The sequence below is a fragment of the Streptomyces sp. NPDC048484 genome, assembly GCF_040651415.1.
Taxonomy (GTDB): domain Bacteria; phylum Actinomycetota; class Actinomycetes; order Streptomycetales; family Streptomycetaceae; genus Streptomyces.
This window is the reverse complement of sequence record NZ_JBEZJY010000033.1, coordinates 1-21,742: the sequence shown is the minus strand read 5'-3', so window position 1 is coordinate 21,742 and position 21,742 is coordinate 1. Positions and strand designations below refer to the sequence as shown.

At 69.7% G+C, this 21,742-nt stretch carries 26 protein-coding genes; 21 read left to right on the top strand and 5 right to left on the bottom strand.

Translation table 11 applies throughout. The features are described from left to right. Positions 1-218: 218 nt before the first annotated feature. The 17 genes from AB0D14_RS29675 (at position 219) to AB0D14_RS29595 (ending at position 12,235) form a co-directional block, all read left to right on the top strand. Positions 219-506 (top strand): hypothetical protein, encoded by a 288-nt coding sequence (locus AB0D14_RS29675; RefSeq protein WP_362785123.1) that lies wholly within the window; start codon positions 219-221, stop codon positions 504-506. Next, entirely contained in the window at positions 503-1,102 is a 600-nt protein-coding gene (locus AB0D14_RS29670) for a hypothetical protein (RefSeq protein ID WP_362785121.1), read from the top strand. The genes AB0D14_RS29675 and AB0D14_RS29670 overlap by 4 nt, the downstream gene beginning before the upstream one ends. Beyond that, a complete protein-coding gene (locus AB0D14_RS29665) occupies positions 1,099-1,545 on the top strand; it encodes a Pycsar system effector family protein (protein WP_362785118.1) in 447 nt (148 codons plus the stop codon). Before AB0D14_RS29670 ends, AB0D14_RS29665 begins: the two co-directional genes overlap by 4 nt. Then, positions 1,542-1,871 carry a hypothetical protein gene (locus tag AB0D14_RS29660; RefSeq protein ID WP_362785116.1) on the top strand — a complete coding sequence of 110 codons (330 nt, stop codon included), beginning with the start codon at positions 1,542-1,544 and terminating at the stop codon, positions 1,869-1,871. The genes AB0D14_RS29665 and AB0D14_RS29660 overlap by 4 nt, the downstream gene beginning before the upstream one ends. Beyond that, positions 1,868-2,857: a DUF2637 domain-containing protein gene (locus AB0D14_RS29655; RefSeq protein ID WP_362785113.1), complete on the top strand. Its 990-nt coding sequence runs from the start codon at positions 1,868-1,870 to the stop codon at positions 2,855-2,857. Before AB0D14_RS29660 ends, AB0D14_RS29655 begins: the two co-directional genes overlap by 4 nt. Beyond that, entirely contained in the window at positions 2,857-3,240 is a 384-nt protein-coding gene (locus AB0D14_RS29650) for an RRQRL motif-containing zinc-binding protein (protein WP_362785111.1), read from the top strand. The genes AB0D14_RS29655 and AB0D14_RS29650 overlap by 1 nt, the downstream gene beginning before the upstream one ends. A gap of 27 nt (positions 3,241-3,267) precedes the next feature. Further along, the gene (locus AB0D14_RS29645; protein ID WP_362785108.1) at positions 3,268-3,441 is read left to right on the top strand and encodes a hypothetical protein; all 174 of its coding nucleotides are present in this window, start codon (positions 3,268-3,270) and stop codon (positions 3,439-3,441) included. Positions 3,442-3,602: 161 nt separating this feature from the next. Then, a complete protein-coding gene (locus AB0D14_RS29640; RefSeq protein WP_362785105.1) occupies positions 3,603-5,840 on the top strand; it encodes a cell division protein FtsK in 2,238 nt (745 codons plus the stop codon). Positions 5,841-5,981: 141 nt separating this feature from the next. Further along, positions 5,982-6,236, top strand: a complete 255-nt coding sequence (locus AB0D14_RS29635; RefSeq protein WP_362785102.1) for a hypothetical protein — start codon at positions 5,982-5,984, stop codon at positions 6,234-6,236. 160 nt (positions 6,237-6,396) lie between these two features. Further along, positions 6,397-6,585 carry a hypothetical protein gene (locus AB0D14_RS29630; RefSeq protein ID WP_362785101.1) on the top strand — a complete coding sequence of 63 codons (189 nt, stop codon included), beginning with the start codon at positions 6,397-6,399 and terminating at the stop codon, positions 6,583-6,585. Between the two features lie 10 nt (positions 6,586-6,595). Next, the gene (locus tag AB0D14_RS29625) at positions 6,596-7,201 is read left to right on the top strand and encodes a hypothetical protein (RefSeq protein WP_362785098.1); all 606 of its coding nucleotides are present in this window, start codon (positions 6,596-6,598) and stop codon (positions 7,199-7,201) included. Further along, a complete protein-coding gene (locus AB0D14_RS29620; RefSeq protein ID WP_362785095.1) occupies positions 7,198-7,449 on the top strand; it encodes a hypothetical protein in 252 nt (83 codons plus the stop codon). Before AB0D14_RS29625 ends, AB0D14_RS29620 begins: the two co-directional genes overlap by 4 nt. A 7-nt stretch (positions 7,450-7,456) precedes the next feature. After that, a complete protein-coding gene (locus AB0D14_RS29615; RefSeq protein WP_362785093.1) occupies positions 7,457-7,750 on the top strand; it encodes a hypothetical protein in 294 nt (97 codons plus the stop codon). Positions 7,751-7,857: 107 nt separating this feature from the next. Beyond that, positions 7,858-8,724, top strand: a complete 867-nt coding sequence (locus tag AB0D14_RS29610) for a bifunctional DNA primase/polymerase (RefSeq protein ID WP_362785342.1) — start codon at positions 7,858-7,860, stop codon at positions 8,722-8,724. Positions 8,725-8,726: 2 nt separating this feature from the next. Beyond that, positions 8,727-10,199, top strand: coding sequence for an ATP-binding protein (locus AB0D14_RS29605; protein WP_362785090.1), 1,473 nt, complete (start codon positions 8,727-8,729; stop codon positions 10,197-10,199). Positions 10,200-10,662: 463 nt separating this feature from the next. Beyond that, positions 10,663-10,905, top strand: a complete 243-nt coding sequence (locus AB0D14_RS29600) for a helix-turn-helix domain-containing protein (protein WP_362785087.1) — start codon at positions 10,663-10,665, stop codon at positions 10,903-10,905. A gap of 79 nt (positions 10,906-10,984) precedes the next feature. After that, positions 10,985-12,235, top strand: coding sequence for a site-specific integrase (locus AB0D14_RS29595; protein ID WP_362785084.1), 1,251 nt, complete (start codon positions 10,985-10,987; stop codon positions 12,233-12,235). Between the two features lie 84 nt (positions 12,236-12,319). Here the strand turns inward: AB0D14_RS29595 and AB0D14_RS29590 are convergent, their stop codons facing one another. Further along, on the bottom strand, positions 12,320-12,700 hold the full coding sequence (locus tag AB0D14_RS29590) for a hypothetical protein (RefSeq protein WP_362785081.1): 381 nt from the start codon (positions 12,698-12,700) through the stop codon (positions 12,320-12,322). 425 nt (positions 12,701-13,125) lie between these two features. Continuing rightward, a complete protein-coding gene (locus AB0D14_RS29585; RefSeq protein ID WP_362785078.1) occupies positions 13,126-14,487 on the bottom strand; it encodes a glutamine synthetase family protein in 1,362 nt (453 codons plus the stop codon). A 308-nt stretch (positions 14,488-14,795) separates the two neighbouring features. Here AB0D14_RS29585 and AB0D14_RS29580 point away from each other — a divergent pair, with 308 nt between their 5' ends. Further along, the gene (locus AB0D14_RS29580) at positions 14,796-16,019 is read left to right on the top strand and encodes a globin domain-containing protein (RefSeq protein ID WP_362785076.1); all 1,224 of its coding nucleotides are present in this window, start codon (positions 14,796-14,798) and stop codon (positions 16,017-16,019) included. A gap of 40 nt (positions 16,020-16,059) precedes the next feature. Here AB0D14_RS29580 and AB0D14_RS29575 read toward each other — a convergent pair whose 3' ends face one another. Next, positions 16,060-16,491, bottom strand: coding sequence for an Rrf2 family transcriptional regulator (locus tag AB0D14_RS29575; protein WP_362785074.1), 432 nt, complete (start codon positions 16,489-16,491; stop codon positions 16,060-16,062). A 154-nt stretch (positions 16,492-16,645) separates the two neighbouring features. Here AB0D14_RS29575 and AB0D14_RS29570 point away from each other — a divergent pair, with 154 nt between their 5' ends. Both AB0D14_RS29570 and AB0D14_RS29565 read left to right on the top strand, forming a co-directional pair. After that, positions 16,646-17,323 carry a DUF3105 domain-containing protein gene (locus tag AB0D14_RS29570; RefSeq protein WP_362785071.1) on the top strand — a complete coding sequence of 226 codons (678 nt, stop codon included), beginning with the start codon at positions 16,646-16,648 and terminating at the stop codon, positions 17,321-17,323. Positions 17,324-17,328: 5 nt separating this feature from the next. Further along, positions 17,329-17,952 (top strand): DUF305 domain-containing protein, encoded by a 624-nt coding sequence (locus AB0D14_RS29565; protein WP_362785069.1) that lies wholly within the window; start codon positions 17,329-17,331, stop codon positions 17,950-17,952. A 57-nt stretch (positions 17,953-18,009) separates the two neighbouring features. On the opposite strand, the gene AB0D14_RS29560 is transcribed toward AB0D14_RS29565, so the two are convergent. Together AB0D14_RS29560 and AB0D14_RS29555 are read right to left on the bottom strand one after the other, a co-directional pair. After that, positions 18,010-18,891: an alpha/beta hydrolase gene (locus AB0D14_RS29560; RefSeq protein WP_362785067.1), complete on the bottom strand. Its 882-nt coding sequence runs from the start codon at positions 18,889-18,891 to the stop codon at positions 18,010-18,012. After that, positions 18,888-19,625: a DUF998 domain-containing protein gene (locus tag AB0D14_RS29555; RefSeq protein WP_362785065.1), complete on the bottom strand. Its 738-nt coding sequence runs from the start codon at positions 19,623-19,625 to the stop codon at positions 18,888-18,890. Before AB0D14_RS29555 ends, AB0D14_RS29560 begins: the two co-directional genes overlap by 4 nt. A 104-nt stretch (positions 19,626-19,729) precedes the next feature. Here AB0D14_RS29555 and AB0D14_RS29550 point away from each other — a divergent pair, with 104 nt between their 5' ends. Continuing rightward, entirely contained in the window at positions 19,730-21,484 is a 1,755-nt protein-coding gene (locus AB0D14_RS29550) for an NAD+ synthase (protein WP_362785063.1), read from the top strand. The last annotated feature ends 258 nt before the right edge of the window (positions 21,485-21,742 follow it).

Here is a 21,742-nt window from a genome sequence, read left to right as displayed (position 1 = left end):
TGCCGATCCGTCCTCCCCGCCCGCATCCGCACACGGCCGTGACGAGCCGCTGATTCAACTACCCCGATGGTCGAAGGCCGGGTTCGACTCCCGGCCGGGGCGCCGCCCTTCCCGCTCTGAGCGGCATGGGGCCGCCTCACTACCGGGCCGGTCGCCTCTCACCACATCACCGCGGCCGGCCCGGCTTTCCCTGTCCCTCCATCCTTCGGAGATCTTCCATGCGTACGTACATCGGCCGCCAACAGGCCACCACCCCCGAGGACTTCGCGGAACTGGCGCTCGGCACCCCGGTTGAGCTGTGGCTCGGGGTCGAGGGCGAAACCGAGGAAGAGCGCGCGGCCCGTGAGGACGCGGCGCGCGACATCCTCGCCGACAACCCGGGCCTGCCCGACAGTCTGATCCGCATGGCCGCGCAGGTCATCGCCGACAACCCGGACTTGTTCGACGTCATCCCGCTGGTCCGCCCCGCCCGCCGCCGCATGGTCCGCAAGGGGGTAGCGGCATGAGGACTCTGGCCCCCACCGCTGAGGACCTGGCGGACCACACCGGCAAGCCGCGCGCCTACGCCGACATGCCGCTGAGCTACGAGCAGGCCCGGTTGGGCATGGCGTTCCATGAGGCCGGTCATGCGGTGCTGTCCCTGGCGTATGGCATGCACGTCATCACGACCGAGGTCATCGCCTGGCAGCCGGAGCCCGGCCGCTTCGCGGTCACCGGCAAAACCGCCTGGCAGTCGCAGGACACCAACGCCTGGCAGCTCGCCGCGCAGTGCGCCGCCGGACCGCTCACCCACATCCTCTACCTGATGGCCTACGGCCTGTGGACCCCCGAGCGGGCCGCCGCCTGCGAGGCCGACCACGACCGAGAGCTGGCCATCGACCTGCTCGCGCAGCACGGGTTCCAACTCGGTCGCGACCATGTCCCCGAGAGCGGCAAGTCCTGGGGGATGGTGCGCGGAATGGCGCGGCGCAAGGTCGGCCACCTGTGGCGCGAGATCCGCACCGTGGCACACGCCGTGGACGAGCGCACCGTCCTGACGGGCGACGAGATCACCGCCATGACCGGTCTGGTCAACCCGCCGCTGCGCGGAGGTGCCCTATGAGTACCCAGGACACCATGCTCGCCGCCGCTCACGCGGAGGTGAAAGCGGAGATCGCACGGACCGACACCAAGACCGGTCTCCTGCTCGCGTTCGTCGGTGCGGTCCTCGCCGGATCATGGACGGTCGCCAAGGACATGCCGCTGACCCTCCCCGCCTGCATCGCGGGCGGTCTCGGGATGGCGCTGATGGTTGGCGCGGCCGGTCTGCTGCTGCGGTCGGTGCGCCCGAACCTGAGTGGCAGGCACGGTTTCCCGCTGTGGGCCACGCTCACCGCCGAACAGATCACCGCCACCCTCGCCACCGACCAGGCCGCAGACATCGCTGGCCTGTCCCGTATCGCGGTGGCCAAGTTCACCGGCCTGCGCCGCGCGGTCGACCTGACCTGCGCGGGCGGCGCCCTGCTCATCCTCGCCGCCCTGATCACGGCCGGAGGTGCGGCATGAGCGACACGTTGACGCTGGACGATCTGGCCGCGCCGCTGCGGACGCTGCGTCTGCTGACCGTGGACTTCGGGCACCTGCCTGCTCCGACCGTGCACGTGACCACCATCTACCCGGAGCGGCTGGAGCTGACGTTCTACGATGACCTGACCGGCTTCGAGATGTGGCGCGAGGCACTGGGGATCGTCTCGGACGTGGTGACCTACCGCGAGCAGAACGACGGACAGACGGGTGTCCTGCACGCGAGCGTCGACCATGCGGGCGCCACGGTGCACCTGATGGGCTACGCGGACATCGTCGCCCCGGCGCTGGTCGGGGGTGCGGCATGACGACGCAACCCATCGACCGTCCGGGCGTGCCGCCGCTGACGAAGCCTGAGTTGGGGCTCGCCGGTATCGGTGCGTTCGCCGCGGCCGGAGTCGGCGCGCTCGGTCTGATCTCCTCCTTCGCCGCTGTCTCTGAGGCGGCGGCCCGGTGGGGTTTCACCTCGCCGTGGATGCTGCCGGTCGGTATCGACGTGGCTATCCCGGTGTTCACCGTGGCCAACCTGCTCCTGATCCGGATGGACATGGCGCTGGCGTGGGTGCGGTTCGTGCCCTGGATCCTCACCCTGATCACCTGCGGGCTCAACGTCGCTGCCGGACACGAGGTGTGGGCGAAGGTCGCTCACGGCACGATGCCGCTGCTGTGGGTGGTGTTCTCCGAGATCGGCGCGCACATCTACGCCGTGCGGATCGGCGCCGCCACCGGCCGCCGCATGGAGAAGATCCGCTTCTCCCGCTGGCTGCTCGCCTTCCCTTCCACCTTCGCGCTGTGGCGCCGCATGACGCTGTGGGAGATCACCTCCTACAGCGAGGCACTGGCGCGGGAGAAGGAGCGGCAGTTGGCCCGCGCGGAGTTGCGCGAGCGCTACGGCCGCACGTGGCGCACGAAGACCCCGCGGCGCGAACGAGTGATGCTGCGCATGGGCGACCTCACCCCCGGCACCGAGCAAGACGCCCCTGTGCCGCCCCCGGTGGAGAATCGGCCGGCACCACCGTCCGAGCCCAAGCAGCGCCCGCCCCGACAGGCCAAGTCGAAGGCCAAGGGCGCCCCGCAGCGCTCCTTTGAGGAGCTGCTGAGCGAGGCTCGCACGCTCACCGCATCGTGGACGGATGCGGAGCTGAACGGCGAAGCCATCCGTACCGCGGTGCACTGCTCGGCTGCCAACGCCCGCAAGCTCCGGGACGCGTTGAAGACCGAGCGCGCGGACGGCCGCCTACTGCACTCCGTGGACGACTCGCAGGGCGAGACGCCGACGGCTGAGGCCGCCTGATGTCCGCGGTCTGGGGGAAGTGCTACGACCCGACCGGCGCGCTTCACGGGGTGCCCACCTACCCGTGGCGTCTGGCGCCGGATGGTCTGGCGACCCGTCGCCAACTCCGTGCGAACGGCTTACGGCCCGGCGGACAGCCGATCGCGGCACAGGTGATGCGAGGCAACCGGCGCGCCGGAGGTGTCCGCGTCGCGTACCTCTACCGCGAGGATCTGGCCAAGCCGGTCCGCCCGATGACGTCGCGCAAGTGGGGCGCGCTCGCGCTGGCGATGCTCGCCCGGCGCACCTGCCCAAGCTGCCGACTGGACGTCGGCTACTGCATCCCCACCTCGTACGGCATCTGCGGACTGTGCATCGCCCTCGAAGAACAATGCGCCGCCTGACCTTGTCCTCACCCACCGGAGACAAACGTGACCGACGAAGAGTTCGCCGACCTTCAGCGCCGCGCCGACGAGCGTCATGCCCGCCAGTGCCTCAACTGCCACGGCTACGAGCAAGGTCACCGAGACCTGCTGTGGCCGGGCCCCGAGCGCCACTGCTTCAGCTACGAGCCCCGCGGCCCTGAGCCGCGCCCCACCGCCTGATCGCTGAGGGGTACGAACCGTACCCCTCAGCAAGGGGGTACAAAGTGTCCCCCTTACCGCCCAGTAGGGCGTTCATCATCAGTTCACGGGCCCGGCCGCCCACCTCCTACAGCGACGACCGGGCCCGCTCTCCCTCACACCCGAAAGTGGAAGGAACCTCAGTGAATCACCCCGACGACGACAACGAACTGTTCAACCGGCTGGAAGCCGAGATGACCGACCCGCCCGCCCCGACCGGGGGCGAGGTGGTCGACCTCGACAAGGCCCGATCCGCCCGCAGCGAGTCGGCCGACTCGACTGCCCGACCCGACGCCGACCCGTCGGCCGACTCCGGCGCGGACCGGTTGGGTGCCGAGTCGGGCGACCCGACCGTACCCGTGATGGTCGACCAGTCGGCCGTGAAGGCAGTCGGTCCGGGCTACCTCGGTCGGCTGCTCGCCGCGCGGCGCCGTCCGGTCGTCCCGGTCTGGCTCAAGTCGCTCGCGGAACTGAAGACCGCTACCGCGTGGGTGGCCCGGCACTACGCCCACTCGGTCGGCTACCACGCACTGCGCTCCCCGGTCTACGCCGCCCGCCTCACCTTCCAGGCGCCGACCGGTGCCGCGAAGTTCGTGGGCGCCACGATGCGGTGGGTGGCCGACCGCGAGGGCGAACCGGTGCGGCTCGCCGCGGTCCGGCGCGAGGACGCGGCCGAGTACCTGAAACTGTCCCGGCAGCGCGACGGACGGGTCCGGCTGCGGACCCTGGTCGCCGTGCTGGCGATGTTCATCGGACTCGGCTCCGCACTCGCCCTCTACGTCCTGGCCCCCGAGTGGCTGCAGGCCGTCTCTGTCGGCGCCATCACGCTCGCGCTCGGCTTCGCCGGACGCAGGGCCGACGACCCGGTCATCCACCAGGCGGTGGAACTGCCCAAGGCGGTTAAGCTCACCAGTGACATCGTGCTGCGTGCGCTCGGCTCGCTGGGCATCCCCGCCATCAACCAGGCGCAGGGCAAGGGGCGGGACGGGTTCGCGTTCACCGCGCCGATCACCCGCGATGGTCCCGGCTGGCGTGCGGAGGGCGACCTCCCGTACGGGGTGACCGTCACGGACGTGATGGACCGCCGGGAACGCCTCGCCTCCGGCCTGCGCCGCCCGCTCGGCTGCGTATGGCCCGAAGCGGTACCGGACGAGCACACCGGCCGGTTGGTGCTGTGGGTCGGGGATCAGGACATGTCCAAGACCAAGGCACCCGCGTGGCCGCTGGCCAAGACCGGCACAGTGGATCTGTTCAAGCCCGCCGCGTTCGCCACCGACCAGCGCGGACGCTGGGTCGACATCACCCTCATGTACATCGCAGGCGTCATCGGCGCCATCCCGCGCATGGGCAAAACCTTCCTGCTCAGGCTGCTCATGCTCATCGCCGCGTTGGACCCGCGGGCGGAGCTGCACACCTACGACATGAAGGGCACCGGCGACCTTGATCCGGTCGGTGAGGCGGTCGCCTATCGCCATCGCGCCGGTGAGGACGAGGAGGACTTCGAATACGCACTGGCCGACATGCGCGAGGTCCGCGGCGAACTGCGCCGCCGCGCCAAGGTGATCCGCTCCCTGCCCCGGGACATCTGCCCCGAGTCGAAGGTCACCTCGGAGTTGGCCGACAAGCCGAGCTTGGGTCTGCACCCGATCGTGATCGGGGTGGACGAGTGCCAGAAGTGGTTCGAACACCCCAAGTACGGCGCGGAGTTCGAGGAGATCTGCACCGACCTGGTCAAGCGGGGACCTGCCACGGGGATCGTGCTGCTGCTCGCCACGCAGCGCCCGGACGCCAAGTCGCTGCCCACCGGGATCAGCGCGAACGCGTCAGCCCGGTGGTGCCTGAAGGTGATGGGCCAGTTGGAGAACGACATGGTGCTGGGCACGTCCTCGTACAAGCGGGGTGTGCGGGCCACCATGTTCAGCTGGGCCGACAAGGGCATCTGCTACTTCGTCGGGGAAGGATCGGACGCCCGCATCGTGCGGTCCGTGAACGTCAACTCGGTGCTGGCCGAGACCATCGCGCTACGAGCCCGCGCGGTCCGCGAGAAGGCCGGCACGCTCGCCGGATACGCCCTCGGGCAGGAACCGGAGACCAGCGTCAGCGCGGGATACGACCTGCTCGCCGACATCCTCGCCGTGGTCCCCGCCAAGGAAACCAAGGTGTGGTCCGAGACGGTCACCTCCCGGCTCGCCGAACTGCGGCCCGAGGTCTACGACGGATGGGACCCCGACGCGCTGAACGCGGCCCTCAAGCCGCACGGCATCGCCACCATCCAGGTCGGCCGCCGCGTGGACAGCAAGGTCGTCAACCGGCGCGGCATCGACCGCTCCCACATCACCGCCGCGATTGCGGAGCGTGATGGAAAGCGGGACGCGGGCTGATCCTCCGGGGTCGCTAACGCTAGCGGCACACCCCGCTAACGTTAGCGACCCCGCTAGCGCCTCAAACCTGCTCTGATCAGGCCGCTAGCAGATAGCGGCCCACCTGCGGAAACCCCAGAAACCCGCCCGGGAGGGCCCGTGATGACCCCTGCCCTGCTCGCTATCACCCTGATTCTTGGAGTGACGTTCTGTTACGTCGCGGTGTGTGCGTCCTCGCCGTTCGGCAGCTGCCGCAAGTGCAACGGCTGGGGTTTCCAGATGAAGACCGACCGCAAGGGCCGTCAGAAGCGCGGCAAGGACTGCCGTCGCTGCAAGGCCACCGGCAAGCGCATACGCGTGGGCCGCTGGCTCTACAACCGGTGGGCCCGCATCTACCGCGCCGGCACCGCCGACTGACCCCGCACGTGTGGGGACCGGCGGTCACCCGCTATCGCGTGATCGCGCGAGGCAATCGCCCGCCGACGTGACCGCCGGTCCCGTGTCCCCAAGCTTGCGAGCGCCCAGGGCCCGCAGAGCCTAACCACCCCTCCACCTCGCCCGGAAGCGAGTTTCCCCCATGGCCGTGACCGTCTCCCTCGCGCTGCTCTTCGGCTTCGTCCTGTTCATGCTGCTGCGCTCCAAGACTCTCGGAGCGGGCTCCGCGTTCGTCGCCGTGATGTTCGGCTTCTACCTCGCCTCCACCGGCGCCGCCGACACCGTCAACCAACTCATGAACGCCATCGTCACCGCGATCCCGGACCTGTAGGAGGCCGACCGTGAACGAACAGATCGTGGCGCGCCACTGGCTCGCCCTCATCGCCCCCAAAGCCGCGCCCGCACTGGCCACGTCCACCGTGCTGATCCTCGGCAGGATCTGGAACGCCAATGGCGCCGAACACAGCGTGGGCAACGCCGCGTTGATGGTCGTGCTCGCTGCCGGAGCTGCGACCGCCGGCGCTTTCGCGGCGGCCGGTCGCGCCGGTGACCCCGTCATCGCCGGAACCGCGTTCGCTGCCTCCGGAGGGCTCGCCCTCGCCGGAGTCGCCGGATACACCGATGGCCTCTCACTGCCGCTGCTCCTGTGGGTGCTGGCCACCGCCATCACGTACGGCATCGCGGCCCGCCACTGGCGCACCGACCGCCGGGACACGGTTGCCCACCACCGGCACACCGCCGAACGGCGCGAGGAACACGGCCACATCGAACGCGTCGAAGCCCTGCGCGCCGGAGCACAGATCGAAGTCGCCCGCACCGGCGCCGCCTACGCCGAACAGCTCGCCACCGCGCTGATCTCCCGCGCCGCCCTGCCCGGCTTCAACCCGCAGGCCGTGACAGACGCAGGCCTGCCCCAACTGCCCACCACAGACCGGGAATCCGCATGAACCACCGCGGTGCCGCGGCACTGAGCCTAACGGTCTGCATCGGCCTCCTGACCGCCTGTGGCTTCCCGGACGGACCCCCCGGCGAGGTGGTGGCCAAGGCCGATCGCTGGTCCCCGGCGACCAAGACCCGCGCCTACTTCCTCACCGTCCGCACAGAGCAGGGCGAACGCAAGGAATTCCAGGTCCACATCCACGACTACGACCACTGCCACCACGGCTCGGCCTACCCCGACTGCACAAAGGACTGAAGATTTCGTGACCCGACTGCGTATCCAGCGCGCCACCTGGCCACGCCCGGCCCTGATCCTCACCGACACGCCCCGCCCCGACTGCCCTGACTGCGAGGGCATCGGCGGCATCGAACACGACTACGGCGACTACGAGACCGGCGAGTACGAGGGCACCGACTGGGAGCCCTGCACCTGCTGGAACGAAAACCGCCGCTGGGTTCTGCTGCCCCTGCCGCACCTGCCCCGGTGGCTGCGCCGACGCCACACCGGCCGCGACCCGTGGGCCCCCGACGGCTACAGCATCGAACCGCCCTTCTAGACGTGCCCGGGCGGGCGCCTCTCACCACAAGACCGCGCCCGCCCGGTTCTCCCTGTCCCTCCAACAGAACACAGGAGACCCCCAGCATGACACCTGACCGCACCACCATGCCGCCCCACGGCGTGCATCCGGCAGGGAACTCCCACCTCGCCGCGGCCCTGGATCTCGCCGCGGCGGACGTGCCGGCGCTGCCGCTGCGAGACGGGAAGCTCCCGTTCGGCAACTGCCGCGCGTGCGCCAAGAACGTCTGTGGCGGGCGGCCGAACATGAAGTGCGCGGGTACTTGCCGCTGCCCCGCGGTCTGCCACGCATGGGCCGCCGCCACCACCGACCCGAGCGTCATCACCTCGCCCCCATGGGCTGCGGCATGGCGACAGGCCGCGGCCGTTGCTTACCACCCCGGGGGCGCCGGACTGACGGTCCTGGATCTCGACAACCCGGACGCGGTCGCATGGGCCCGGTCGGAACTGCCCGCGACGCGGACCGTGGCGACCACGCGCGGAGAACACTGGATCTATCGGGGCGCCATGCGGTCCGTGAACGGCGTCCGTGACGGTGTGGACATCAAGTCCACGATGGCCTACGCCCGATGGCTCGGGCCCGGCACCGGCACCATCACGGCGCTGCCGGAGATCGTGCGCGCGCTGGCCGTGAAAGAGCCCTCCCCGGTTCGGCCGGCACCGCAGCCGGTCACCGTGCCCGCACGGCCCGGGGGCGGGGAGTGCCGTCACCGCACGCCGACCTACCTGGACCGTGGCATCGCCATGGCGGAGCAGCGCATCACCGAGGCCCGTAGCGCGGTGCACGCGACCGTCTACCGGACCTTCCTTGCCGTGCTGTCCACGCACGGCCGGTGCGGCTGCCTCACCGACACCCACGTTGCCCGGCTGTTCACCGCCGCGCAGACCAAAGGCGAATCGGTCCGGCACTGCACCGACGCTTGGACCAACGCCCGCACCACGTTGGGACTGTGACCATGGCTGACGACGACAAGGCTCCGGGCCGTGAGGTCATCACCGACTACGCGCAAGCGCACTTCCGCTACTTCCGCACCCCCGACGGGACCGTGTACGCGCAGAAGAACGGCCACCCCGTGGCCCGCCCGATCCGCTCCCAGGGCACCACAGGCAGCCACCGCCAGGAACTCATGGTCGGCCTGTTCCGTGACGGATGCGGCGTGTTCAACGGGACCGCCCTCAAAGAAGCGCTGGACCTCATCGAAGCGCTCGCGCTGACCGAGGACACCCAACCCGTCCACATCCGCGTAGCCCCCGGATTCGACGGAGCGACATGGCTGGACCTGGGCCGCGATGACGGGCAGTCCGTCCGGATCCACCCCACCGGCTGGGACATCCTCACCCCCGACCCGCACGAGGTCTGCTGGCGGCGCACCCAGCTCACCGGCGAACTGCCCCTGCCCGTCAAGGACACCGACGGCAAAGGCATCGACCTCCTGCTCAGGCTCTGCAACTTCGCAGGAGCGGAAACCGAATGCCTGGCCATCGCGTGGCTCATCGGCTGCCTCGGCCCGTCCGTGCCCGTCCCCGCCCCGTTCCTCACCGGCCCCCAGGGCGCGGGCAAATCCACCGGCGGACGCATGCTCGTGCGGATCATCGAGGGCATGAGCGGCGACCTGCGCCGCGCCCCGAAGGACGAGGAAAACCTGATCGCGGCCGTGGCCGCCGGATGGGTCACCGCACTCGACAACCTCTCCCACATGACCCCGGACCTGTCCGACGCCATGTGCTGCATCGTCACCGGCGCCGAAAGCGTCAAACGTGCCCTGTTCACCGACGGGGACGTATTCCGCGTCGGCTACCGCCGCCCCCTGCTCCTGACCGGCATCGACGTCGGCGTCATCCGGCCCGACCTCGCCGAACGGCTCCTGCCATTGCGCATGGAACGCCCTCGTATCCGGCGCACCGAGGCCGAACTGTGGGCGGAGTACGCGGAAGTCCTGCCGGTCGTCCTCGGCTCGCTCCTGGACCTCACGGTCAAGGTCCGCGCGGTGACGGCGGAGACCCCCACCGACCTGCGCATGGCGGACTTCGCCCACCTGTGCGCGCAACTCGACGCAGCAACCGGACTGGGAGCGCTCACCGCCTACCGGACCAGCCTGGACGACCTCAACGACGACGTCATCGAGGGCGACCTGTTGGCGCAGACCGTCCTCACGCACGCCGAAAGCATGGAAGCGGGCGCAGAGCAGCGGATGACGTCCACACAGTGGCTGCACCTCCTCAGCAGCCTCTACAGCGGCGACGAACTACGGTCCCTGCCCAAGGGGTGGCCGACCACCGGCAAGGTCCTCTCCGACCGCCTCAAACGCCTCCAGCCGACCCTTGCCGCCCGGGGCGTCCTCATCGACTCCGGCCGCACCAAAGAGGGCCGCTACATCGAGATCACCCGGCTCGCCCCGCCCTCGCACGAGCAGGAACGGGCGTTCTGACCGGCGCCACCCACCGCGCGCACAAGCAAGAGGAGCACCCCCGGCGCGGCGTGCTCCTCTTGCTGTTCGCCGCTCGCGGCGCCCCAGGGACGTGCCGCGAAGCGGCCCCTTTCTTCACTCTCTGAGCGGCACCGCACCACCACAAGAAGCCCCTCTTCTTTCCTAAGTAGGGAAGTACTGCGTCACCTGCGTCACCCGACCCCACAAAACGGCGGGTGACCTGCGCAGACACGGGTGACGCAGACGGCATATCTCTGCGTCATCGTGCGTCACCTGCGTCACCTGCGTCACCGATGACGGAGAGCCTGCGTCATCGGTGACGCAGGCCCGACCCCTCTGCGTCACCCCAAACCCGCAGGTCAGGGGTGCGTATGACGCAGATGACGCGGGTGACGCAGAAATCCCCACCTCGGACACACACGACACCCCCAAGCACCCCCGGCCCGCGCACGGAGGACCCGCCATGAGCACCGCACGTGAACAGCCGGACCCGCGCGCCACCCTCCGCGGCTGGTTGCCAGACCGCTACCTCACCCCCGACGACATCGCGGAAATCTTCGAAGTGCCCAAAGAGACCGTCTACCAGTGGCGCAAGAAGCACACCGGCCCGCCCGGATTCCGCATCGGCAAACACCTCCGCTACGACCCCGCCGATGTCCGCGCCTACGTCACCCAGCGCAAGACCGCCGACCTAGACGCCGCCTAACCCGACACCCACCGCAGACAGCAGGGAGAGCCGCCACCCGGCGGCTCTCCCTGCTGCATGTCGAGAGGACCGCCGCCGCATGGCAGGCCACATCCAAGACCGCTGGTTCAAGACCGAGACCAACGCCGACGGCAAGACTGTCCGCGTCAAGAGCGACCGCCACAGCAGCGGCCTGCGCTACCGAGCCCGGTACATCGGCCCCGACGGCACCGAGAAGTCAAAGAGCTTCCCCGACGGACAGAAGCGACTCGCCGAGAAGTGGCTCACGAAGACGGAAGCCGACATGGACAGCGGCATCTACGTGGACCCGGCCGCCGGCCGAACGACGTTCGGGCAGTACGCCGAGAAGTGGCTGCGCACCCAGACCACCGACCTGACAACCCGTGAAACGGTCACCTCTGCGGTTCGCGGTCACGCGATCCCCTACATCGGGACGCGCCCCCTTGGTTCCTTCAAGCCGGAACACATCCGGGACTGGCTGAGTGAGTTGGAACGGGCCCTACCCGCGTCGTCGTACCGACGGGTGATCTACAACAGCGTGGCGACGATCCTCAACGCGGCCGTCGATGATGGCCACCTGTTGAAGAACCCGTGTCACGCGCAGTCCGTACGCCCTCCTGCGCCGGGAACCGGCCGGGTAGTGCCGTGGACGGCTGAACGCGTCTTCGGCGTCCGGGAGGCCCTTCCGGAGCGCTTCCGTGCGGCGGTCGACCTCGGGGCGGGATGCGGCCTGCGGCAAGGGGAGATCTTCGGACTACCCGTTGACGAAGTTGATTTCGATTCCGGGTGGCTGCACATCGTGAACCAGGTCAAGGTGACGACCGGGGGTCTCGTGTTCGGTCCGCCGAAGCGGAACAAGCTTCGTGACGTTCCCCTGCCTGATCGCGTGGCGGACATCCTCAAGAGCCACATAAAGGCGTTCCCGCCGGTCTCTATCACCCTGCCGTGGCTTCGGAAGGACGGCCGCCCGGTGACACGGCAGTTGCTGTTCACCCGCCTTGACGGTGCTGGCGCAACTCGCCGAACCGACTTCAACGACCGCGCTTGGAAACCCGCTCTCGTAGCGGCCGGCGTGCTACCAGAGCCAAAGCAGGGCGAGCGTTACCAGGCGGCTCGCGAACACGGCATGCACGCCCTTAGGCACTTCTACGCCTCGGTCCTGCTGAATGCCGGCGAGAACGTCAAGGCACTGAGTCACTACCTCGGACACAACGATCCGGGCTTCACGCTCCGGGTCTACACGCACCTCATGCCGAGTAGCGACGCGCGGGCCCGAAAGGCAGTCGACGGCCTATACGAAGGGATCGTTTCGACGCCAACCACCTCCTGACTGCCTCTGGCCCGCTGGGATCCTCCATCAGTCAAATCCGACGGAGGATCCTGAGGCACCTCTATGCGAAGACCACGCTGTTCTCTACTCGCCTACGTGCTTGTTGGCGAGTGCTTGAGCAGCGATGGCTGCGTCGAGCATCTCGCGGTGCTGGAGAGCGTCACGCTTCCGGTTGCGGTCGCTGCGCCGGATGAGCCGGTAGGGGACCAGGTAGATCCCCCACAAGACGTACCAAGCCGCGATGAAGACCCATGCCAGGAGCATGAAGCCACCCACGGTCAGGACGAGCAGGCCATCGAGCAAGACTCGCAGGGTGCCTTTCCACCATGGACCGACGATAGCTTTCAAGGCCATGGCTCGGTTTTGCTCGGTGAGTCGCAAGATTCGCTTGGTTGAACCGGCAAATGACAGCGGAGCTTGGACGATCACACGCTCACTTTGAAGCTCAATCGGGGCGGTGCTCATGCTAGCCGCCTCCTTTTAGCCCTTTGCGTGAATTTCACGCTTATTGACACGATGTGCCCCTGTATTAGCTCGCACAAGGGCCGGTCGGCCCTATGTCCTGCGGTCAACGGTCCAGCTCTGTGGGCCGACAGGGGCCACGGTGGTCTCGCTGAGGATCCGAGCCTGCACTGGCCCACACGATCGGCGGAGCGATATTTGCCCGCATGCACGGGGCGCCGCTTGGAGCGGCCAGCCGGGGAGAAGACAGACACCCGACGCGGTTGATCAGTCAGGTGAGGGCGAGCGCCGAGGGTAGCCACAGCACGTCGGCGATTCGGCCTGACGGCCCAGAGACGGCCCAGGGCCGTGGAGACGCGGTGGGGCCGACGGTCACTGACCGTCGGCCCCACGCGCCGAATCAGCGGGAAAACCGCTCTGACCTGCCCTTACAGCACCGGCAGGTTCTTCCGCAGCTCGAACGCCGTCACCTCGGAGCGGTACTCCTCCCACTCCTGGCGCTTGTTGCGGAGGAAGAAGTCGAAAACGTGCTCGCCGAGCGTCTCGGCCACCAGTTCGCTGCGCTCCATGAGAGTCAGGGACTCGCCCAGGTTCTGGGGCAGGGGCTCGATGCCCATCGCGCGGCGCTCGGCGTCGGAGAGGGCCCAGACGTCGTCGTCGGCGCCGGGCGGCAGCTCGTAGCCCTCCTCGACACCCTTGAGGCCGGCGGCCAGCAGGATCGCGTACGCCAGGTAGGGGTTCGCGCCCGAGTCGAGGGAACGGACCTCCACCCGCGCCGACCCCGTCTTGCCGGGCTTGTACATCGGGACCCGGACCAGGGCCGAGCGGTTGTTGTGGCCCCAGCAGATGTACGAGGGGGCCTCGCCGCCGGCGCCCGCGGTGCGCTCGGAGCCGCCCCAGATGCGCTTGTAGGAGTTGACCCACTGGTTGGTGATCGCGGCGATCTCCGCCGAGTGCTTCAGCAGGCCCGCGATGAAGGAGCGGCCGACCTTGGAGAGCTGGTACTCGGAGCCCGACTCGTAGAACGCGTTGCGGTCGCCCTCGAAGAGGGAGAGGTGCGTGTGCATGCCGGAGCCCGGGTGCTCACTGAACGGCTTCGGCATGAACGTCGCCTGGATGTTCTGCTCCAGCGCCACCTGCTTCATGACCAGGCGGAACGTCATGATGTTGTCGGCCGTGGAGAGCGCGTCCGCATAACGGAGGTCGATCTCCTGCTGGCCCGGCGCACCCTCGTGGTGCGAGAACTCGACCGAGATGCCCATCGACTCCAGCATGGTGATCGCCTGACGGCGGAAGTCCATGCCGACGTTGTGCGGGGTGTGGTCGAAGTAGCCGGAGTTGTCGGCCGGGGTCGGGCGTGAGCCGTCCGTCGGCTTGTCCTTCAGCAGGAAGAACTCGATCTCCGGGTGCGTGTAGAAGGTGAAGCCCTGGTCGGAGGCCTTGGCCAGGGCCCGCTTCAGCACGTACCGCGGATCCGCGAAGGACGGTGAGCCGTCCGGCATCAGGATGTCGCAGAACATGCGGGCGGTACCGGGGGCCTCCGCGCGCCACGGCAGGACCTGGAAGGTCGACGGGTCCGGCTTGGCGATCATGTCGGATTCGTATACGCGGGCGAAGCCCTCGATGGCCGACCCGTCGAAGCCGATGCCCTCGTCGAACGCCTGCTCCAGCTCGGCCGGGGCCACGGCCACCGACTTGAGGAAGCCCAGCACGTCCGTGAACCACAGGCGTACGAAACGGATGTCGCGCTCTTCCAAAGTACGGAGCACGAACTCCTGCTGCTTGTCCATCTTCCGCTTCCACCCAATCTTGCTGGTCAGGCCGCCTGCTCCCGTCCCGTGGGAGGCGGTCGGGCACCTGAGCATCACACCACAACAGCATTTCATGCGCGTTGCGGACCTTGATCGTCCCGCCGGCCTCCGGCTGAACGCCTCACGGCCGGCAGGTGTACTGCTCTGCCGCCCATCTTGCCTGCTAAGCGCCACGCATGTAATGGCCGACCACTGCCGTCTCTCCGTCTTCTTTCCCACACTCCTTATAACTTGCATTTCAGATGCAAGTTTCAATACGGTGCGGTCAGTCGAGCTGAGGAGCCCTGATGCTGTCCGAGCAGTCCGCCGCCACCGTCCGCGCCACCCTTCCCACCGTCGGCGGGGCCCTGGGAGAGATCAGCGACCGCTTCTACGCGGGCCTCTTCTCGGCCCACCCCGAGCTGCTGCGCGACCTCTTCAACCGCGGCAACCAGTCCTCCGGCACCCAGCGCCAGGCCCTGGCGGGCGCCTTCGCCGCCTTCGCCGCCCAGCTCATCGAGCGGCCGGACGTGCGGCCCGACGCGATGCTGAACCGCATCGCGAACAAGCACGCCTCCCTCGGTATCGCCCCCGAGCAGTACCCGGTCGTCCACAAGTACCTCTTCGCCGCCATCGTCGACGTGCTCGGCGAGGCGATCACCCCGGCGGTGGCCAGCGCCTGGACCGAGGTGTACTGGCTGATGGCGAACGCGCTCATCGCCGTCGAGAAGCGGCTGTACGCGGCGAGCGAGGCCGACGGCCTGGGCGGATGGCGCGCCTGGGAGGTCGTCGAGCGCGTCGAGGAGACCGCGGACGTGGCGACCTTCCTGGTACGCCCGGCCGACGGCGCCCCCGCGCCCGGCTTCAGGCCCGGCCAGTACATCTCCGTACGCGTCGAGCTGCCGGACGGAGCCCGCCAGGCGCGCCAGTACAGCCTCGCCGGCGCGCCCGGCCGGCCTGGCGCGCCGGCTTCGTCCGTACGCCGGATCGGCGTGAAGCGGGTGCACGGCGACTCGGCGCCCGACGGAGAGGTCTCGAACCACCTCCACGCGCGCGTGGAGGTCGGCAGCACGCTTGAGCTGTCCGCCCCGTACGGCGATCTCGTGCTCGACGCCGACAGCCGGACGCCGGTGCTCCTCGCCTCCGCCGGCATCGGGGTGACGCCGATGATCGCCATGCTGGAGCAGCTCGTGGTGACCGGTCACCAGGCCCCGGTGACCGTGGTGCACGCGGACCGCTCCCCCGCTGAACACGCCCTGCGCGAGGAGCACGAGGCGTACGCGGCGAAGCTCGGGGACGCCATGACGCACTTCTGGTACGAGCAGCCGGAGCCGGGCCACCCGGCCGACCGCACGGGCCTGGTCGACCTCTCCGCGGTGGCGGTCGCGTCGGGTACGCGCGCCTACCTGTGCGGACCACTGCCCTTCATGCGGGCGGTACGCGGCCAGCTGATCGAGAAGGGCGTCGCACCCGCCGACATCCACTACGAGGTGTTCGGGCCCGACCTATGGCTGGCCGAGACCCAGAACTGACGTCTCCAAGAAGTCGCCAGGAGGTGAGAGCGGCCCGCCCTCACCTCCTGGCGATGTCCAGCAGCAGCGGCCCGGTGGGCGCGGCGACCATGTCCGCGACGGTCAGCGGGTCGAGGGAGACGTAGAAGGCCTCCTGGGCCCGGCGCAGGGCGACGCGCAGCCGGCATGCCGTGTGCAGCGGGCAGGGCGCGGGCCCTTCGCAGTCGACGACGTCGCCCTCGCCCTCGAAGACCCGCACGAGCGCGCCGACCGAGGCCGTACGCCCCTTCTCGGTGAGGGTGAGACCGCCGCCGCGGCCTCGGCGGGCGTCGAGGAGCCCGAGATGCTGGAGCTGGGCGACGACCTTCGCGGCGTGCGTGTACGGCACCTCCACGCCGGCCGCGACATCGCGCGTCGTGGGCTGCGTCCCGTCGGCGACGGCGAGCCGCATCAGGACGCGCAGTGCCAGGTCGGTCGATCGCAACAGCCGCATACCAGCAGCGTAAATAATGCGCATCCGAGGTTCAAATTTTCTGCCGGGGCCCGGACCATTTGGCCATTCCTGCGGGCCTCCGCCTACATCCGCTTCTCCCCCACTACGATCAGCTGACCACTCCACTGCCCCTTTTCCTCAGAAGGACCACCCCATGGGTTCGGCCAAGAAGACAGACACCCCGTCGCGCAAGGCGCGCATAGAGGAGATGCGGCGCGCCGATCAGTCCCGCGAGCGGCGCAACCGGGTCCTCACGATCACCGCCAGCGTGATCGTCGTCGCCGGTCTCGTCGCCGGTGGCGCGTTTCTGATCAACTCGCAGTCCGACGCCGCCGACGGCGGCGACAGCGCGGCGAGCGACTCGAAGGGGGCTTCGGGGAAGTTCGTCACGGGCAAGGACGGCGTGAAGAAGTGGAGCACGAAGCTCACGCAGAACCACGTCACCAAGGACGTGAAGTACCCGATGGAGCCCCCGGTCGGCGGTGACCACAACCAGGTCTGGATGAACTGCAACGGCGACGTCTACGACAAGGCGATCAAGAACGTGAACGCCGTGCACTCGCTGGAGCACGGCGCGGTCTGGGTGACGTACAACGCCAAGGCGTCGGACGCCGATGTGAAGGCGCTCGCCGCGAAGGTCAAGAAGACGCCGTACTCGCTGATGAGCCCCGTCGAGGACCAGAAGGACCCGATCATGCTCTCCGCGTGGGGCCACCAGCGGACGGTGAAGGCCGCGAGCGACCCGAACGTGGGCACGTTCTTCGAGACGTACGTCCAGGGCAAGCAGACGCCCGAGCCGGGCGCCGCCTGCACCAACGGTCTGTCACAGTGAGGAAGATGAAGTCCGCGGGCTGGATCAGCGGGGCCGCCGCGGCCGTGCTGGTGGCGGCCGGGGCGATCACCTACGCGGTCGCCGACGGCGACGACTCCGGGATGAGGCCTCCGGCGGTGGACTCGGCGGACGCCGGTTTCGCCCGTGACATGTCCGTGCACCACCAGCAGGCCGTCGAGATGTCGTACATCGTGCGCGACCTCACCGACGACGAGGAGGTGCGCCGCCTCGCGTACGACATCGCGCAGACCCAGGCCAACCAGCGCGGCATGATGCTCGGCTGGCTGGACCTGTGGGAGCTGCCCAAGGTGTCCGCCGATCCGCCCATGGAGTGGATGGGCATGGCAGGCATGGGGGCCGGCGAGGACGGTGCGCTGATGCCGGGCATGGCGACCAACACCGAGATGGACGCGCTGCGCAAGCTGAGCGGCAAGGCGGCCGAGGTGCGCTACCTGCAGCTCATGTACGCCCACCACGTGGGCGGTGTGCACATGGCCAAGGGGTGTGTGGACCGGTGCCAGGTCGGCGCGGAACTCCGGCTCGCGCAGGGCATGGTCCAGGCCCAGGAGTCGGAGATGCGGCTGATCTCGGACCTGCTGAAGAAGCGCGGCGCCAAGCCACCGAACTGACCGGCCGAACCCACCGGACCGACCGGCTGAACCCACCGGTTCACCCGGCCCGGCTTCTCAGGCCGGGTGCGCCGGTGTGTCCAGGACCGCGGCCGCCACGTCCCCGGGGCGGTCGAGCATGACGAGGTGTCCGGCGGGTGCGGACATCCGGAACGTGCCGCCTAGCCGCTCGGCGAGGTGTTCCTGCCGGTCGAGCCGGTGCCGTGAACCACCGGCGTACGCGGCGAGCACGGTGACGGGCGCGTCCAGCGGACGGCGCTCGCGCAGCGAGTCGAGTTCGACGGCCTGGTCCCGGTAGCGGGCGTTCTCGGCGAGGACGGCCCGCAGGAAGCGGCTGGTGGAGTAGGCGCTCCGGACGAGGTCGTGCGGGGCCGGGTCGCCGCCGCCCCGGAGTCCGGTCCGGCGCCCGGCCCGGCGTCCGGCCCTGATCGCGGTACGCCGCAGGAGTGGCCCGAGTGCCCGCGGGAGGCCCGCGCCTGTCAGCAGCGTGCCGCACACGCGTGTGGCGGTGTCCCGGAGCGCGGGGACGGCTCTGGGGCGCGGCGCCTCCTCGACGCTGGAGTCGACCAGGACGAGCCCGGCGGTCCGTTCCGGGTACAGCCGTGCGAAGGCCTCGCAGTGGAAGCCGGCGAGCGAGTGGCCGACCACGGTGGCGGGTGTGCGGACACCGGCCGCGTCGAGCACGCGCGCGATGCGTTCCGCCTCGCCGGTGAGCGTGGGCCACACGCGCGCGTGGCCGCTGAGCCCGAGTCCGGGCCGGTCGAACCGGACGACCGTGCGGTGCGGGGCGAGCAGCGGCACCACGGGGTCCCAGTCGAACCACGACATGCCCAGACCGACGCTGAGCAGGCAGGCGGGGCCGGTTCCGGTACCGGCGCCGGTTCTGGGGCCGTCGACACGGATGTGGTGCGGGACACCGGCGATACGGACGAAGGTCATGGGCGGGCATCCGCTTCCCGGTGGGGGACGCGCAGAAGAGGCGCGCGCGGGAGAGGGACGCGCAGGAGAGAGACCGCCAACGCGCCCAGCCAGATCGCGATGACGCCGACCTGAAGCCGCTGGGCGATCCCGACGCCGCCGACGCCCCAGCCGTCGCGGCCGGTCTCCAGCACGGCGATCGCGGCCAGCGTCCAGGCGGTGGCGGCCAGTTCGAACGCCACGAGGCCGGGCCCCGAGCGGGCCAGTGGCGACCGGGGTGCGCAGCGGCGGGCGGTGAGGGTGAGGGCCACCATGGCGACGAGGATGCCGCACAGAGCGACCGTGCTGCTCACCGTGTGCGCGGAGTGGGCCGGTGGCACCAGCCCCGCGGTCTCGCGTGCGGCGCACCCCGGATCGGCGGTGGGCGTGCAGCTGAGCGGCAGGCGGGAGTCCACGGCGGTGGCCGCACCGAAGAGGAGGAGCCCGGCTCGGCCGGCCTGCGCGCCCGGTCCGCCGGGGGGCCGCCCGCGGAACACCGGCAGGCCGGCGGTGCATACGAACACGCACACGCACACGCCCGCGAGCAGGTCCGTCGTGCGGAACAGGGCGCCGTACGGCTGGTCCCGCGCGGCCAGTTCACTCACGTACGTGTGGGCCGGGGGGAGGCCTGTCGGCAGGACGGCTTCCAGTGTCCACGCGGAGTAGGCGAGGGCCGCCAGGGCGAGGAGGGCGGCGGCCGTGCGTGGCGTGGTCATTGACGCCCATGATCGGGGCGGAGGGCGGGGTTCGCATGTCGTACGGAAGCTGCGGGGGACGCCCCCTCCCCCATCGCGTCGCTCTGACGATTACACTGGGGGGCGTGCCTCAACTACGCCTCGCTCTGAATCAGATCGACTCGACCGTCGGCGATCTCGCCGGGAACGCCGAGGCGATCGTCCGCTGGACCCGGCACTCCGCCGAGCAGGGTGCGCATCTCGTGGCGTTCCCCGAGATGGTGCTGACCGGGTACCCCGTCGAGGACCTGGCCCTGCGGTCGTCCTTCGTGGAGGCGTCCCGCGCGGCTCTGCACGCGCTCGCCGCCCGGCTGGCCGACGAGGGGTTCGGGGAGCTGCCGGTCGTCGTCGGTTTCCTCGACCGTTCCGAGAAGGCCCAGCCCAAGTACGGCCAGCCGGCCGGTGCCCCGCGGAACGCGGCAGCGGTGCTGCACCGCGGCGAGGTGGTCCTCACCTTCGCCAAGCACCACCTGCCGAACTACGGCGTCTTCGACGAGTTCCGCTACTTCGTGCCCGGTGACACCCTGCCGGTCGTACGCGTACACGGCATCGACGTCGCGCTCGCCATCTGCGAGGACCTCTGGCAGGACGGCGGCCGCGTCCCGGCGGCCCGTTCCGCCGGGGCCGGTCTGCTGATCTCGATCAACGCCTCGCCGTACGAGCGCGACAAGGACGACTCCCGGCTCGACCTCGTGCGCAAGCGCGCGCAGGAGGCCGGCTGCACGACCGCGTACCTGGCCATGATCGGCGGCCAGGACGAGCTCGTCTTCGACGGCGACTCGATCGTCGTCGACCGGGACGGTGCGGTCGTCGCGCGGGCGCCCCAGTTCTCCGAGGGGTGTGTCGTCCTCGATCTGGACCTGCCCGCCGCTGCCGCCGAGGCACCGTCGGGGGTCGTGGACGACGGGCTGCGGATCGATCACCTTGTCATCTCCGACGAGCCGCTGCCGCCGTACGAGGCGGAGCTGTCCGGCGGGTACGCCGAGCGGCTCGACGACGACGAGGAGGTGTACTCCGCGCTCGTGGTGGGGCTGCGGGCGTACGCGGCGAAGAACGGCTTCCGCTCCGTGCTGATCGGGCTCTCGGGCGGTATCGACTCCGCCCTCGTCGCCGCGATCGCCTGTGACGCGCTCGGCGCCCAGAACGTGTACGGCGTGTCGATGCCGTCCAAGTACTCCTCGGACCACTCCAGGGGCGACGCGGACGAGCTGGCGCGGCGGACCGGGCTCAACTTCCGGACCGTACCGATCGAGCCGATGTTCGACGCGTACATGGGGTCGCTCGGCCTCACCGGTCTGGCCGAGGAGAACCTCCAGTCGCGGCTGCGCGGCACCATGCTGATGGCCCTCTCCAACCAGGAGGGGCACATCGTGCTGGCGCCGGGCAACAAGTCCGAGCTGGCGGTGGGGTACTCGACGCTGTACGGCGACTCGGTGGGCGCGTACGGGCCGATCAAGGACGTCTACAAGACGTCGGTCTTCCGGCTCGCGGAGTGGCGCAACCGGGCCGCGGCCGAGCGGGGGCAGACGCCGCCGATCCCGGAGAACTCCATCGCCAAGCCGCCCAGCGCCGAGCTGCGGCCCGGTCAGGTCGACACGGACTCGTTGCCGGACTATCCCGTCCTGGACGCGATTCTGGAGCTGTACGTCGACCGGGACACGGGGGCCGACGCGATCGTGGCCGCGGGGTACGACCGCGAGATGGTCACGAAGACGCTGCGGATGGTCGATACGGCGGAGTACAAGCGGCGGCAGTATCCGCCGGGGACCAAGATCTCGGCGAAGGGGTTCGGCAAGGATCGGCGGTTGCCGATCACCAGCCTGTGGCGCGAGAGCGTCTGACGACGGTCCGCGGAAGGGGGGTGCCCGGTGTTTACCGGGCGCCCCCCTTCCGCTTGCCTGCGGGGCTGCTTGCCTGCGGGGCTGCTTGTCGGCTGCGGGGCCGTGGGGGCTCGTCGCGCAGTTCCCCGCGCCCCCAAGAAACGACCGCCCGGCTCGGACGTCGGCTGCCGGACCGTGGGGGCTTGGCGCGCAGTTCCCCGCGCCCCTTCAGGGCACCCCGCCGCCAGGCAGGCCCTTCAGGGGCGCGGGGAACTGCGC